This window comes from Streptomyces paludis (genome assembly GCF_003344965.1).
In the GTDB taxonomy this organism is placed as follows: domain Bacteria; phylum Actinomycetota; class Actinomycetes; order Streptomycetales; family Streptomycetaceae; genus Streptomyces; species Streptomyces paludis.
The window spans coordinates 4,130,976-4,144,916 of record NZ_CP031194.1; the positions used below are offsets into that span (position 1 = coordinate 4,130,976).

The 13,941-nt window shown below is 72.8% G+C and carries 12 protein-coding genes; 9 read left to right on the forward strand and 3 right to left on the reverse strand.

What is annotated here, in order from left to right:
* Positions 1-25 precede the first annotated feature (25 nt).
* The 3 genes from DVK44_RS18310 (at position 26) to DVK44_RS18320 (ending at position 3,344) form a co-directional block, all read left to right on the forward strand.
* Entirely contained in the window at positions 26-871 is an 846-nt protein-coding gene (locus DVK44_RS18310) for a tryptophan 2,3-dioxygenase family protein (RefSeq protein ID WP_114660619.1), read from the forward strand.
* The gene (gene kynU / locus DVK44_RS18315) at positions 864-2,216 is read left to right on the forward strand and encodes a kynureninase (RefSeq protein WP_114660620.1); all 1,353 of its coding nucleotides are present in this window, start codon (positions 864-866) and stop codon (positions 2,214-2,216) included. Before DVK44_RS18310 ends, kynU begins: the two co-directional genes overlap by 8 nt.
* Positions 2,217-2,423: 207 nt before the next feature.
* The gene (locus DVK44_RS18320; RefSeq protein ID WP_114660621.1) at positions 2,424-3,344 is read left to right on the forward strand and encodes an alpha/beta hydrolase; all 921 of its coding nucleotides are present in this window, start codon (positions 2,424-2,426) and stop codon (positions 3,342-3,344) included.
* A gap of 82 nt (positions 3,345-3,426) precedes the next feature.
* On the opposite strand, the gene DVK44_RS18325 is transcribed toward DVK44_RS18320, so the two are convergent.
* Positions 3,427-4,323 carry an alpha/beta fold hydrolase gene (locus DVK44_RS18325; RefSeq protein ID WP_114660622.1) on the reverse strand — a complete coding sequence of 299 codons (897 nt, stop codon included), beginning with the start codon at positions 4,321-4,323 and terminating at the stop codon, positions 3,427-3,429.
* A 122-nt stretch (positions 4,324-4,445) separates the two neighbouring features.
* On the opposite strand from DVK44_RS18325, the gene DVK44_RS18330 reads away from it, so the two are divergent.
* The 5 genes from DVK44_RS18330 (at position 4,446) to DVK44_RS18355 (ending at position 10,476) form a co-directional block, all read left to right on the forward strand.
* On the forward strand, positions 4,446-6,896 hold the full coding sequence (locus tag DVK44_RS18330) for an AfsR/SARP family transcriptional regulator (protein ID WP_228447237.1): 2,451 nt from the start codon (positions 4,446-4,448) through the stop codon (positions 6,894-6,896).
* Positions 6,897-7,013: 117 nt separating this feature from the next.
* Positions 7,014-8,336, forward strand: a complete 1,323-nt coding sequence (locus DVK44_RS18340; protein WP_114660623.1) for a sensor histidine kinase — start codon at positions 7,014-7,016, stop codon at positions 8,334-8,336.
* Positions 8,336-9,043, forward strand: a complete 708-nt coding sequence (locus tag DVK44_RS18345; protein WP_114660624.1) for a response regulator — start codon at positions 8,336-8,338, stop codon at positions 9,041-9,043. The genes DVK44_RS18340 and DVK44_RS18345 overlap by 1 nt, the downstream gene beginning before the upstream one ends.
* Positions 9,044-9,145: 102 nt before the next feature.
* Positions 9,146-9,751: a Uma2 family endonuclease gene (locus DVK44_RS18350; protein ID WP_114660625.1), complete on the forward strand. Its 606-nt coding sequence runs from the start codon at positions 9,146-9,148 to the stop codon at positions 9,749-9,751.
* Positions 9,752-9,882: 131 nt separating this feature from the next.
* Positions 9,883-10,476, forward strand: coding sequence for a Uma2 family endonuclease (locus DVK44_RS18355; RefSeq protein ID WP_114660626.1), 594 nt, complete (start codon positions 9,883-9,885; stop codon positions 10,474-10,476).
* A gap of 114 nt (positions 10,477-10,590) precedes the next feature.
* Here the strand turns inward: DVK44_RS18355 and DVK44_RS18360 are convergent, their stop codons facing one another.
* Both DVK44_RS18360 and DVK44_RS18365 read right to left on the reverse strand, forming a co-directional pair.
* Positions 10,591-12,234, reverse strand: a complete 1,644-nt coding sequence (locus DVK44_RS18360) for an ABC transporter permease (RefSeq protein WP_228447238.1) — start codon at positions 12,232-12,234, stop codon at positions 10,591-10,593.
* Positions 12,231-13,253: an ABC transporter ATP-binding protein gene (locus DVK44_RS18365; RefSeq protein ID WP_114665251.1), complete on the reverse strand. Its 1,023-nt coding sequence runs from the start codon at positions 13,251-13,253 to the stop codon at positions 12,231-12,233. The genes DVK44_RS18360 and DVK44_RS18365 overlap by 4 nt, the downstream gene beginning before the upstream one ends.
* Before the next feature lie 125 nt (positions 13,254-13,378).
* Here DVK44_RS18365 and DVK44_RS18370 point away from each other — a divergent pair, with 125 nt between their 5' ends.
* Positions 13,379-13,939: a GbsR/MarR family transcriptional regulator gene (locus DVK44_RS18370; protein WP_181957481.1), complete on the forward strand. Its 561-nt coding sequence runs from the start codon at positions 13,379-13,381 to the stop codon at positions 13,937-13,939.
* The last annotated feature ends 2 nt before the right edge of the window (positions 13,940-13,941 follow it).

A 13,941-nucleotide genomic window follows, 5' to 3' on the forward strand; every position in this document is an offset into this window, starting at 1 on the left:
CGGCAGCCATATCGAGGAGACAGCGATGTCGCATACCCCCGATGCTCCCGGAGCCGGTTCGGACGCCCCGAACCTCGACTTCGCCGGGACCACTCCGTACGAGGACTACGTCCAGGCCGACGTCCTCACCCATTTGCAGCAGCCGCGCTCCGACGACCCCGGTGAGCTGGTCTTTCTCGTCACCACCCAGGTCATGGAACTGTGGTTCACGGTGATCGTCCACGAGTGGGAGACCGCCGCTCGGGCGCTGCGCGAGGACCGTGTGCCGCGCGCCCTGGACGCGCTCAAGCGGTCCGTACGGGAGCTGGAGGCGCTCAACGCCTCCTGGAAACCGCTCGGCCAGCTGACCCCCGCGCAGTTCAACGCGTACCGGAGCGCGCTCGGTGAGGGCTCCGGCTTCCAGTCGGCGATGTACCGGCGGATGGAGTTCCTGCTCGGCGAGAAGTCCGCGTCCATGCTCGTACCGCACCGGGGCGCGCCGCGCGTCCACGCAGAGCTGGAGAAGGCCCTCCAGGAACCCAGCCTGTACGACGAGGCCCTCGCGTTCCTCGCCCGGCGCGGGCTGCCGGTGCCGCGGACGGTCCTCGACCGCGATCCGGCGCTGCGTTACGAGCCGTCGCCCGAGGTCGAGGCGGTCTGGGCCGGGATCTACGCGGACCCCGACCAGAACGCCGAACTCGTACGGCTGGGCGAGGCGTTGACGGATGTCGGGGAGCTGGTCTGGCGATGGCGCAACGACCATCTCGTGGCCACCCGGCGCGCGATGGGCGCCAAGACGGGCACGGGCGGCTCCGCGGGTGTCGCGTGGCTGGAGAAGCGGGCCACGAAGAGCGTGTTCCCCGAGCTGTGGACGGCGCGCAGCCATGTCTGAGTCCTCGGCCGGGAAGATACCGGCACACACGGCGAACGCCACGGGCACGGTGCACACCGCGAGCGCCGCGCACACCGCCCTCGCGCTCAAAGCCCGCGCCCTCGACGCCGCCGACGAACTCGCTCCCCTGCGCGACCTGTTCGCCCTCGACGACGCGTCCGTCTACCTCGACGGCAACTCGCTCGGCGCCCTCCCCGCCCATGTCCCCGCCCGGGTCCAGGATGTGATCACCCGTCAGTGGGGTGAACTCCGTATCCGCTCCTGGTCCGAGGGCGACTGGTGGACCGCGCCCGAGCGCATCGGTGACCGTATCGCGCCGCTCGTCGGCGCGGGCCCCGGCCAGATCGTGGTCGGCGACTCGACCAGCGTCAACATCTTCAAGGCGGTGGTCGGCGCCGTACGCCTGCTGGACACCGAACGGGCGGACGAACCCGCGCGGGACGAGATCCTGGTGGATGCCACGACCTTCCCCACGGACGGCTATATCGCCGCCTCCGCCGCCCGGATGACCGGCCGGCCCGTCGTGCCCGTCGACCCCGGGCGGGTGCTCGGCTCGCTCGGGCCGCGTACCGCCGTCGTCCTCCTCAACCACGTCGACTTCCGCACCGGACGCCTCCACGACCTGCCGGGCATCACGGCCGCCGCGCACAAGGCGGGCGCGCTCGTCGTCTGGGACCTGTGCCACAGCGCGGGCGCCCTGCCGGTCGGGCTGGACGCGCACGGCGTCGACCTCGCCGTGGGCTGCACGTACAAGTACCTGAACGGCGGGCCGGGTTCGCCCGCGTTCCTCTATGTCGCAGAGCGCCACCAGTCGCGCTTCGACTCCCCGCTGCCGGGGTGGAATTCGCACGCCGATCCGTTCGCGATGGACCAGGCGTACACGGCGGCGGACGGCGCGGTACGCGGCCGGGTCGGCACCCCCGACATCCTCTCCATGCTGGCGCTGGAGGCGTCCCTCGACGTGTGGGACGGGGTGAGCGTGGCGGCCGTACGGGAGAAGAGCCTCGCCCTCACCGATCTCTTCCTGGAGTGCGTGGAGGCGTACGCGCCGAAGGCCGGCGCCGGTTCCGTCGTACCGCTGACCCCCGTCGCGCACGCCGAGCGCGGCAGCCAGGTCGCGCTGCGCTGCGCGGCGGCGCCCGCTGTCATGGCCGCGCTCATCGCGCGCGGGATCGTCGGGGACCTGCGCAGGCCGGATGTGCTGCGCTTCGGGTTCACACCGCTGTACACGGGGTTCGCGGAGGTGGAGCGGGCGGCGCGGGTGCTGGGGGAGGTGCTGGCGGCGGTTGGTGATGTCGCTGATGTTGTCGAGGTTAGTGATGTTGCTGAGGACCCGTTGAGGTGAGGTAGAGGCGGGTTCGGGGGACTTCGTCGGTGCCGGTATTGGTGCTTGCGAGGCTTGTGTGACGGGTGCTCAGGGAGGGGCGCGGGCCGAAGCGGCCCCGCCCCTGCCCCCACCCCGGGGCCGGGCAGGTGATCAACCCCCGCCGGGGCTGATAGCGTCCCCGCTGATCAGGTCAATTCGGCCCCCGCACCGAAAGGTTGGAGCAAGATGCCGGACCCCGCCGCGCACGATGCCGTTGCTCGTGACGCCGCAGAGACCGAATCGGTCTTCGCCCATCCGGTTGTCCGGCCCGATGCCACCGCCGCGTACGGCGAACATCCTGATCAGGTGATCGACTTCTACGCCCCCCGGGGCGACCGCGATCACGACCGCGTACCGCTGGTCGTGATCCTGCACGGCGGCGCGTGGCGCGCGCCGTACGACCGGGCGCATGTGACGCCGTTCGCGGCATTCCTGGCGCGGCGCGGTTACGCCGTCGCCAACGTCGAGTACCGGCGCGGGCCGGGTACGGAGGAGCCGGGCGGGGAGCGGGCGGCAGCGGCCGGGGCGCAGGGCGGGGGCCCGGTGGCCGGGCGCTGGCCCGAGACGTTCGACGACATCGCCGCCGCGATGGACGCCCTGCCCGCGCTCGCCGCCGACGCGCTGCCGCAGGCCGACGCCCGGCGGACCGTGGTGACCGGGCACTCCGCCGGTGGCCATCTCGCGCTCTGGGCCGCGGCCCGCCATGTGCTGCCCCCGGGCTCGCCCTGGCGGCTCGACGGGCCGCCGCCGCTGCGCGGGGTCGTCGCGCTGGCACCGATCGCGGATCTCGTACGGGCCGCCGAACTGGGTGTGTGCGGCGGGGCGATTCACCAACTCCTCGGTGGCGAGGAGGAGTTCAAGCAGCGCAAGGAACACGCGGACCCGGCCGCGCTGCTGCCGACGGGCATCGCGACGGCGGTGGTTCAGGGCCGTACGGACCTCACCGTGCCGTACGAGGTCGCCGAGGCGTTCGTGGACGCGGCGGCGCGGGCCGGCGAGATGGTCGGGCTGACGCTACTGGAGGAGGTCGGCCACTTCCCGCTGATCGACCCGGCGGCGGACGCGTGCGCGGTGGTGGCGGAGGAGATCGCCCAGCTGGCCTGGTGAGGGGGAGCGGGGCGGAGCGGGGGCGTTGGTCCTCCAGCGTCGTTCCGCCCCGTCCCGCCGGGGCGGCCCCGTCAGCGCGTCATCAGCGCGCCATCAGCCCGCGCAGCTCCTCGGCGATCTTCGCCGGGGCCTCCTCCGCCATGAAGTGCCCGTACGCCACACTGCTGTGCCGCAGATCCGGCGCCCACGCGCGCCACAGCGCCGCCGCGTCGAAGCCGAGCGCGGCGCCCCAGTCCTGCTGGAGCACGGTGACCGGCATACGCAACCGACGGCCGGCGGCCCGGTCGGCGCGGTCGTCGTCGAGGTCGGGGCCGGCGGAGGCGCGGTAGTCGGCGACGATCGAGGGCACCGCGTCGCGGCAGGCTGCGAGATAGGCGGCGCGGACATCGGCGGGGATCGCGTGCGGGTCGTTGGTCCAGATGTCGAGGAAGTGCCCGAAGAACGCGTCCGGGCTCGCCGCGATCATCCGCTCCGGCAGGCCCGGCGGCTGGGCCATCAGATACAGGTGGAAGCCGACGGCGGCCGTGACGCCGTGCATCACGTCCCACATGTCGAGGGTGGGCAGCACGTCGAGGCAGGCCAGGTGGGTGACCGTCGCGGGGTGGTCGAGCGCCGTACGGAACGCGACGAGGGCGCCGCGGTCGTGCCCGGCGAGTGCGAAGGTCTCGTGGCCGAGGGCGCGGGCGAGGGCGACGATGTCGGCGCCCATGGTGCGCTTGGAGTAGGTGGCCGCCGTGTCCGCCTCGGCTGGTTTGTCGCTCGCGCCGTAACCGCGCAGGTCGGGGCAGATCACGGTGTGGTCGGCCGCGAGGTCGGCGGCGACGTGCCGCCACATCAGATGGGTCTGTGGGAAGCCGTGCAGCAGCACGATCGGGGTGCCCGTACCCGTGCCCGCGGTGGCTACGTTGAGGGAGACGCCGTCGGCGACGGGGACGCGCCGGTAGTCGAAGCCGGGGATGACGGGGACGGCGGGGGCCATGGTTTGCTCTTCTCCGTAGGCGTGCTTGTGCTCGTGCTTGTGCTTCGACGAGCTTGCCGCGCGCGGATGAGCATCTGGTCAGCACACGCGGGAGATGCGGCGAGAGAGGTGAGGTGACGGGTATGCCGGAGCCGCGGTCGCAGCCGCAGTCGCAGTCGGAGCAGGTCGGGTTCGGCGTGCTGGGGCCAGTGACGGCCTGGGACGCCGCCGGGGATCCGATTCCGCTGAAGGGGCCCCGGCACCGTGCCGTACTCGCCCGGCTGATCGTCGCGCGGCGGCGTGTCGTTCCGGTCGGCCGGCTGGTCGAGGAGCTGTGGGTGGTGCCGCCGCCGGGGGCGGTGGGGGCCGTACGTACGTTCGTGGCCGCGCTCCGGCGCGCGCTGGAGCCCGAGCGCCCGCCGCGCGCGCCCGCGCGGCTCCTGGTCACGGAGGGCCCGGGATACGCGCTGCGCGCTGGGGCGGACGCGGTGGATGCCTGGCGGTTCGAACGGGCGGTGGCCGCGGCCCCGGAGCCCTCGTCCTGGGCGGGGGCGTTCGGGGACGGGGACGGGGGCGGGGAGGTGCTCGTACGGCTCGAAGAGGCGCTCGGGTGGTGGCGCGGGCCCGCGTACGCGGAGTTCGCCGATGAGCCGTGGGCGCGCGCGGAGCGGTCGCGCCTGGCGGAGCTGCGGCTGCACGCCGTGGAGCGGCTGGCCGGGGCGCGGCTGGCGCTCGGCCCGGCCGCGGCGGCGGTACCGGATCTCGACGCGCATGTCGCCGAGCACCCCTGGCGCGAGGACGCCTGGCGGCTGCTGGCGCTCGCGCTGTACCGCTCCGGCCGCCAGGGCGACGCGCTCGCCGTGCTGCGCCGGGCCCGTACGCTCCTGGTCGAGCAGCTGGGGGTGGACCCGGGCCCGGGGCTGCGCGCCCTGGAGGCGGACATCCTCGCGCAGGCGGAGCACCTGGCGGCTCCTTCTTCGGCTGGGGCCTCGGCCGCCGCTTCCGTGTGGGCGGAGGCCGCCGCCGCGTACGACCGTACGGTGTCGGCCGGCGCCCGCGCCCGCCTGGAGTCGACCGTGGGCCTCCTGCGCAACCTCGCGGTGACCGGGGGCGGCGGCCTGGAGGCGGCCCGCGGCCACCGGGTACGGGCCATCGCGGCGGCCGAGGAGCTGGGCGACGCGGAGCTGACCGCCCGGGTGATCGGCGCGTACGACGTCCCGGCGGTCTGGACCCGCTCCGACGACCCCGGCCAGGCGGCCCGCGTCGTATCCGTCGCCGAACGCACCCTGGCGGCGCTGCCCGCCACCGGCGGAGAACCGGCCCGGGCCCGGCTGCTGGCGACGATCGCCGTGGAGTCGCGCGGGGGCGACCGGCGGTCGGCAGGGCCCGCCGCGCGGCAGGCCGAGCGGATCGCCCGGGGGCTGGACGATCCGGCCCTGCTGGCGTTCGCCCTCAACGGCGTGTTCATGCAGACCTGCCACCGCGCGGGCCTCGCCCCGGAACGCGACGCGATCGGCGCCGAGCTGATCACGCTGTCGGCCCGCCACGGCCTGGTCGGCTTCGAGGTGCTCGGCCACCTCGTCCGCCTCCAGGCCCGCAGCGCACTCGCCGACTTCACCACCGCCGACACGCACGCCGCCGCGGCCGACCGCCTGGCCGAACGCCACGAGGTGCCGCTGGTCGCCGTATTCACGCGGTGGTACCGAGCACTACGCCTCGCCGCGACGGGCAAGGCAACGCCCGCCGAACAGGCAACGGCCTACCACGAGGCCGCCGCCCCACTAGCCGACGCCGGCATGCCCGGCCTACGCGACGGCCTACTCCCGCTGGCGCTGCTCAGCATTTACGTACGCACGGAGTTCGCGGGGCGGGTGGGGCCGGTGGGGCCTTCAGGGCCCACGGGGCGTACGGGGCCTGTGACGCCAGTGGTGCCCGCGACGCCTGCGGTGCCCGTGGTGCCCGCGACGCCCGTCGTGTCCACGGCGCCGACGGGGGGCCTGGGGCCCGTAGCGCCTGCCGCGCCCACGAAGCCTGCGGCACCCGCAGGGTCCCCGGCGGGCACCGGTCCCATGGCGCCTGCGGAGCCCGCGACGAGCACAGCACCGGCATCGCCCACCGCACCTGCGGCCCGCACCGGGCCCGAGGCGCCCGCATCGCAGGCGGCAGCCATACAGCCCGCGCCCGCGGAATCGGCGCCCGCCGCACCCGCAGAATCTACGGACGCCGCCGCAGGCATCGCGGCATGGACCACCGTCGACTGGGGGCCCTACGCCCCCTGGGCGCGGCCCCTCGTGCATCTTGCGCAGGGGCGTCGCGACGACGCCGCCGACGCGTTGCGTCGTACCCCTGAGCCCGCCCGTGACCTGCTGTTCGAGGCGATGTGGTGCCTTACCGCGTGGGCGGCGCTTGTGCTTGGTGATCGGGAGGTGATGGCGCGGGCGCGGCGGGCGCTTGCGCCGGCTGTTGGGGAGTTGGCCGGGGCGGGCAGCGGGCTGCTGACGTTGGGGCCGGTCTCCGGGTGGCTCGACGCGCTCGATGGCGCCCTGCGCTGCGGAAGGGCCGGACGGGCCGGAAGGGCCGGACCATCCGCGTAGTCCCACGTGCCCGCACCCCGCACCGCCCCCGTCACCCCCCGTAGTACCTGCGACGGACGCCCGAGGATCCCCTTCCGTAGGGACGACCCCGGCCCGTCGTCCGCCTACCGTGGCAGCGTGACCGAGACAACCACCGGGGAGACCCGGAGCCCTGAGTTCCACCTGGCGGCCAGGGCCTTCGCCGGACTGCGCCAGGACCTCATCCACGATGCCTTCGCGTACCGTCCGCTGCGGCCCCTGCGTACGCTCGGCCCGTTCGACCGGGTGGTTCCGCGCCGGATACGCGCGCTCGCCGCGTGGGTGCCGCACGCCGTGGTCGTCTTCGGTGCGCTGATGGTGTTCGCCGTCGCCATGGGGAGCGCCGGCCCGGTCTTCGCGCTCATGATCACACTGCCGGTGCTGCTGACGATGGCCCGGCCGGTCGGCGCGTGGTGGCTGGCGCTGGGGGTCTCCGGTGCGGTGAGCATCCTCACGTTCGGCGGCTGGCCGTGGACGGCGGGGACCTTCGCCGGATACCTCGTGGTGATCGCCATCGTGGGCGCCCGTACCCGGCCGCGCGTCGCTGTCTGGATGTGGTTGATCACGGCGGCGTACTCGCTGTTCGCCGGGATCTTCTTCGACCGCGGTTACAGCAACGTCGGCAGCGCGGTCCCCATGCTCTTCCTCTCCGCCATCGCGCTGCTCAGCGTGAGCATGGTGCACGTACGCCGCGAGGCGGAACACCAGGTCGCCGAGCAGCAGAGCGTCACCGCCGTCGAACGCGGCCGGCGCACACTGCTGGAGGAGCGCACCACCATCGCCCGCGAGCTGCACGACGTCGTCGCCCACCACATGTCCGTCGTGGCGATCCAGGCGGAGGCCGCGCCGTACCGGGTGGAGAATCCACCGCCCGAACTGGAGCAGGCGTTCGTCACCATCCGCGAGAACGCCGTCGCCGCGCTGACCGAGCTGCGCCGCATCCTCGGTGTCGTACGGGCCGACGACTACGAGGCGCCCGACGCCCCGCAGCCCACCCTCGCCGAACTCGACGGGCTGCTCGACAACGTCCGCGACGCCGGGCTGACCGTGGAGAAGACGGTCACCGGCTCGGTACGGGAGCTGCCGCCGGGCGTCGAGCTGTCGGCGTACCGCATCGTGCAGGAGGCGCTGAGCAACGCGCTGCGGCACGCGCCGGGGGCGACGGCACGGGTCGAGATCAGTTACGTACTCGGCGGGCTGGGCCTGCGGATCGTCAACACCGCGCCGCGCGGCCTGGTCAAGCCGTCGCCAGGGGCGGGGCACGGCATCACCGGGATGCGGGAGCGGGTGTCCATGCTGAACGGCGAGATGACCGCGGAGCCCACGGAGGACGGCGGCTACGAGGTCGCGGCGTTCATTCCGGTGGCGCTGGTGAGGGACACCGACAGGGACGGCGACAAGGGCAAGGGCGGTAACGCGTGATGACGGACCGCACCGGGAGCGCGGGCGGCGGCGCTGGAGCCTCCGCCCCCACCATCAAAGTGCTCATCGTGGACGACCAGGTCATGGTCCGCGAGGGCTTCTCCGTCCTGCTGAACGCCATGCCCGACATCGAGGTCGTCGGCGAGGCGGTGAACGGCCGCGAGGCGGTGGGCCGGGTCGCCGCGCTCCGCCCCGACGTGGTGCTGATGGACATCCGTATGCCGGAGCTGAACGGTATCGACGCGACCCGCGAGATCGTCGCGGCGAACGCCGACGCGAAGGTGCTCGTCCTCACCACCTTCGACCTGGACGAGTACGTCTACCAGGCGCTGCGCGCGGGCGCCTCCGGCTTTCTGCTCAAGGATGCCTCGGCGCGCCAACTGGCCGACGGTGTAAGGGTGGTGGCGTCCGGCGAGGCGCTGCTGGCACCGGCGGTCACCCGGCGCCTCATCACCGAGTTCGCCCGCCTGGCCGACAACCCCCGGGCGCCCGCGATGGCCCGGATAGGGGAACTGACCGAGCGCGAGACGGAGGTGCTGGTACTGATCGCGCAGGGCCTGTCGAACGCGGAGATCGCGGAGCATCTGGTGGTCGCGGAGTCCACGATCAAGACACATGTGAGCCGGATCCTGGTGAAACTGGGCCTCCGCGACCGCACACAGGCGGCGGTCTTCGCGTACGAGGCGCGCTTGGTGACGCCGGGGTGAGGCGGCGCCGGTGATCACTCACACGGGTGATCGCACCGGCATATGCCTCCGAGCCCGCCGTCCGTATCGCGATGCTGGCATCCGTCTGGCAGGAGGTGCACGATGACAGTTATGGCAGAGCGAACGTCGAAGGTTACGCCGCGGATGTCGGTGGAGGAGTTCGAGAGGATCGCCGAGTTTGCCGCCGTGGAGTCCGAGAGCGTCAGGCTGGAATTCATCGGCGGGCGAATCGGAGTCAGGAAGATGCCGGACGGGGATCACGGCGCGATCATCATGTGGCTGATTCGGCAGTGCATGCAGTTGAGGCCGGATCTGGACCTCGACAACATGCAGGGTCTGAGAGTGGGCAAGTACCGCAAAGGCCGCGCCCGGCCGGACGGCGCACTGGCGCCCGTCGGGCACTTCGAGGGGGAGGGCGAGTGGGCTGACCCCGACGGCGTACTGATGGTCCTGGAGGTCACCTCGTTCGACTCGGACACCCACAACCGGGACCGCAAGGAGAAGCCGTCCGCCTATGCGGATGCAGGTATCCCGGCGTATCTGCTGATCGACCGCGACGATTTCACCCTCACCGTGCACAGCGTTCCGGACGCGGCCACCGGCGCCTACCGCCACCGCGAAACGGTCGCCTTCGGAGAGCGGGTCGTCCTGCCGGACCCCATCGGCATCGAGCTGGATACCGAGAATCTGAAGAGGTATATGCGCTGACGGTGGTGGCCGTGGTGACGCCGGGGTGAGGTGGCGGCGGTGATCACTCACACGGGTGATCACACCGGCATATGCCTCCGCGCCCGCCGTCCGTTTCGCCATGCTGGCATCCGTCTGGCAGGAGGTGCACGATGACAGTTATGGCAGAGCACGTGAGTTACATGTCCGTCGAGGAGTTCGAGAGGCTGGCCAAGCTCGTCGAGAAGGAATCCGACGCCGTCAGGCTGGAATTCATCAACGGACGGATCGGGCTCAAGTACATGACGGATGGTGATCACAGCGAGATCATCAGGTGGCTCCAGAAGCGCTGTATGCAGGCCCGGCCGGACCTCTGGCTGTACGCGGGCGGCGAGATCGGGCTGCTGGTCGAGGCGTACCGGAAGGGCCGGGCCAAGCCGGACGCCGTTCTCGCGCCGGAGAAGGCGTTCGTTGGGCAGGGCGACTGGGCCGACCCGGCGCTGTCGCTGATGACGGTCGAGGTCACCTCGTACGACTCCGACACGGACCGGCGGGACCGCAAGGAGAAGCCGGCCGCCTACGCGGCGGCGGGCATCCCCGTCTATCTGCTGATCGATCGCGACCATTGCACGGTCAGTGTGTTCACGGAGCCGTCGGCCGACGGTTACGGGTACTGCCAAGTGGCCGACTTCGGCAAGAGGGTGATGCTCCCGGACCCGGTCGGTATCGAACTCGACACCGAAGAGCTGAAGGAGTACGTGCGCTGAGGGGAGCGGCGCGGCAGGTTTTGCAGCTTCCTCCACACCCTGTGGAGGAAACCGGCCGCCGTTGCCGGCGGTGTTACGGCGCGCCCCCTCACCCGGGCCACCGGTCCACCCCCCTCACCCCCGCAGATCGCGCCGTCGTAGCCCCGCCAGCCCGCCCGCCACCAGCGCCCCCGCCAGTGCCGTCATGATGAGTGCCGGGGGCCACGCCATCTCCCCGCCCGGTAGCTTCGGCAGTCGGTCGAATGGGGACAGGTCCATCGCCCAGGGCGGCAGGTTCAGTGCTGGGCCCAGCCAGCCCAGGGCCAGGGCGAGGCCGGTGGCTGCCCATGTGGTGGTGGGGGCGGCGCTTGGGGTGAGGCCGTACAGGAGGACTGCCAGGCCGCCCAGGAGCCAGATCGCGGGCAGGCGCAGCAGCGCGGCGCCCAGGATGCCGGCCGGGTCGTGGCCGTAGCCGATGGACAGGCCGACGCCGCCCAGCGCCATGATCAGCGCCGCGCCGCCGAAGGCGATCGTCAGGTGGCCCGCCGCCCAGCGCAGCCGGCCGACCGGTGACGCGAGGAGTGGTTCGGCGCGGCCTGCGGTCTCCTCGCCGTGCAGTCGGAGGACCGAGGCGACGGTGAACAGCGCCGCGACCATGCCGAGCATGCCGACCATGGACGCGAGGAACGCGTCCGTGAGCCCCCGCTGACCGCCCATGCGCTCGAAGATCCGCCGGGTCGCCTCGTTGTCGCCGACCAGCTCCGCCGCGCCGTTGGCCAGCCCGCCGAAGGCGATTCCGGCCAGCAGGAAGCCACCGGCCCAGCCGGCCAGGCCGCCGCGCTGGAGCCGCAGCGCCAGCGCGCCCGCCGTGCCGAGCGCGCCGGCCGCCGGGCCCGGCCTGGCCGGCAGGAAGCTCATGCCGAGGTCGCGCCGGCCCGCCAGGGTGTACGCGACGACGGCCTGGAGCGCGAACGCGGCGACCGGCAGCAGCAGGACCCACCAGCGCTCGGCGCCGAAGGCGCGCACGTGCTCGGCCCAGCCCATCGGCGACAGCCATGTTGTCGGTACGGGGGACGAACCGGCGCCCGCCGCCGCGTCCCCCACCGCCTTCAGCGCGAACGCCGCCCCCAGCGCGGCGGCCGTCAGCCCCTTCGCCAGCCGGGCGTTCCCGGTGAGCTGCGCGGCGACGGCCGCCGTACCGGCGAAGACCATACCGGCGCCACCGACCGCCGCCCCCAGCGCGACCGAACCGGCCACCCCCGCACCGGAGTTCACCATCCCGGCGACAATCACCAGCATCAGCGCCGCATTGGCGGCGAGCGCCGCCAGCAGCCCCGCCGTCAGCGCCGCCCGGCGCCCGACCATCGCCGCCGACAGCATCTCCTGACGGCCCGTCTCCTCTTCCTCCCGGGTGTGCCGTACGACGATCACCAGGCTCATCGCACCGGCGAGCGCCGCCCCGGTCCCGGCCATCCGCCATGCCGTCAGCCCGCCCACGGAGTCCGCGAAGACCGGACCGTACAGCGCGCGCACGGTGCCGTTCGCGGCCACCGACCGCGCGAACTCGGCGCGCGCCGCGTCCGTTTCGTACAGCGCGGCCAGCGAGCGCGCCACGGACGCGAAGGAGCCGCCGAGCGCGAGCGCCCAGAGGGGGATCAGGAGCCGGTCGCGGCGCAGGGCGAGACGCAACAGCGTTCCCGTTCCGGCGAGTTGCTCCGTCGTCGTACGGATCCTGCGGGAGTCGGCGCGGGGGACGGCGGGTACGGTCGTGGTCGTCATCGCGCGCTCACCGCCGCGCCGCCGTCAGTCCCGGCCGCTCCGTCCGCCGCGTAATGCCGCAGGAACAGCTCCTCCAGCGTCGGCGGTGTGCTCGTCAGCGACCGCACCCCGGCCGCGCTCAGCACCCGTAGTACGGCGTCCAGCTTGTCGGTGTCGACCTGGAGCCGCACCCGCCGCCCGCCCCGCACGTCCGGGCCCCGCACGTCCGGGCCCCGCACGTCCGGGCCCCGTACGTCCAGGTCCCGTACGTCCAGGTCCCGTACGTCCAGGTCCCGTACGTCCAGATCGTGCACGCCGGGCAGCCCCGCCAGCCCCTCCGGCGGCCCGGCCAGCTCCGCGCTCACGCTCGTACGGGTCAGATGCCGCAGCTCCGCGAGCGAACCCGACTCGACGGTCACCCCCTTGCGGATGATGCTCACCCGGTCGCACAACGCCTCGACCTCGCTCAGCACATGGCTCGACAGCAGCACCGTCCGGCCCCGGTCGCGCTCCTCCCGCACACACCGCTGGAACACCTCCTCCATCAGCGGATCGAGCCCCGAGGTCGGCTCGTCGAGGATCAGGAGGTCGACGTCGGACGCGAACGCGGCGACCAGCGCGACCTTCTGCCGGTTGCCCTTCGAGTACGCGCGCCCCTTCTTCGTGGGGTCCAGCTCGAAGCGTTCGACCAGCTCCGCCCGGCGCGCCGGATCGAGCCCGCCGCGCAGCCGCCCGTACAGGTCGATGACCTCCCCGCCGGAGAGGCCGCGCCACAGGGTCACGTCCCCGGGTACGTACGCGACACGCCGGTGCAGCCGTACGGCGTCCCGCCACGGGTCCCCGCCGAGGAGCTGGGCCGCGCCGGAGTCGGCGCGCAGCAGGCCGAGGAGGACCCGGATGGTGGTGGACTTGCCGGCGCCGTTGGGGCCGAGGAAGCCGTGGACCTCGCCGGTTTCTACGGCGAGATCGAGACCGTCCAGCGCGTGGGTGGTGCGGCCGAACGACTTGTGGAGTCCGGCGACGCTGATTGCCTTCGTCATGTTTCCGAACATACGCTACTTTCACAAAATCGTGAAGTTAAGGAAGCGTCAAAAGCTCCCTATAAGATCGGAGACGGCGAGACGGGGACGACGGGACGACGGGGACGAGCGAGATGAGTAGGGACATGAGCGGTACGTCGATCGACGGCGAAAGCGCGCGGAACTCGGAGGCCGTGTCGCGCTTCGTGGAGCGCTTTGCCGCCGAGATGACCGAGGCCGGCATGCAGCGGACCGCGTCGCGTGTCTTCGCCGCGCTGCTCGCCTCGGACGACGCGAGCCTGACCTCGGCCGAGCTGAGCGAACGGCTCGGCATCAGCCCGGCGGCCGTCTCGGGCGCGGTCCGCTATCTCACTCAGGTCGGCATGGTCAGCCGGGAGCGCGACCCCGGCACCCGCCGGGACCGCTACCGGCTGCACACCCAGCTCTGGTACACCACGTTCACGCAGCGGGACGCGATCCTCACCCGCTGGGAGCACACCCTGCGCGACGGTGTGGACTCGCTCGGCGAGGACACCCCGGCCGGGGCGCGGATGGCGGAGACGGCCGAGTTCTTCGCGTACGTCCAGGAGGAGCTGGAGCAGATGATGGAGCGGTGGCGGGAGCGCCAGGAGGAGCGGCGCGGGGCCATCATCGAGAAGCGTGGGACCGCCACCGAGAAGAAGCAGCGGGGAGCCGCAGGGGCATGAAA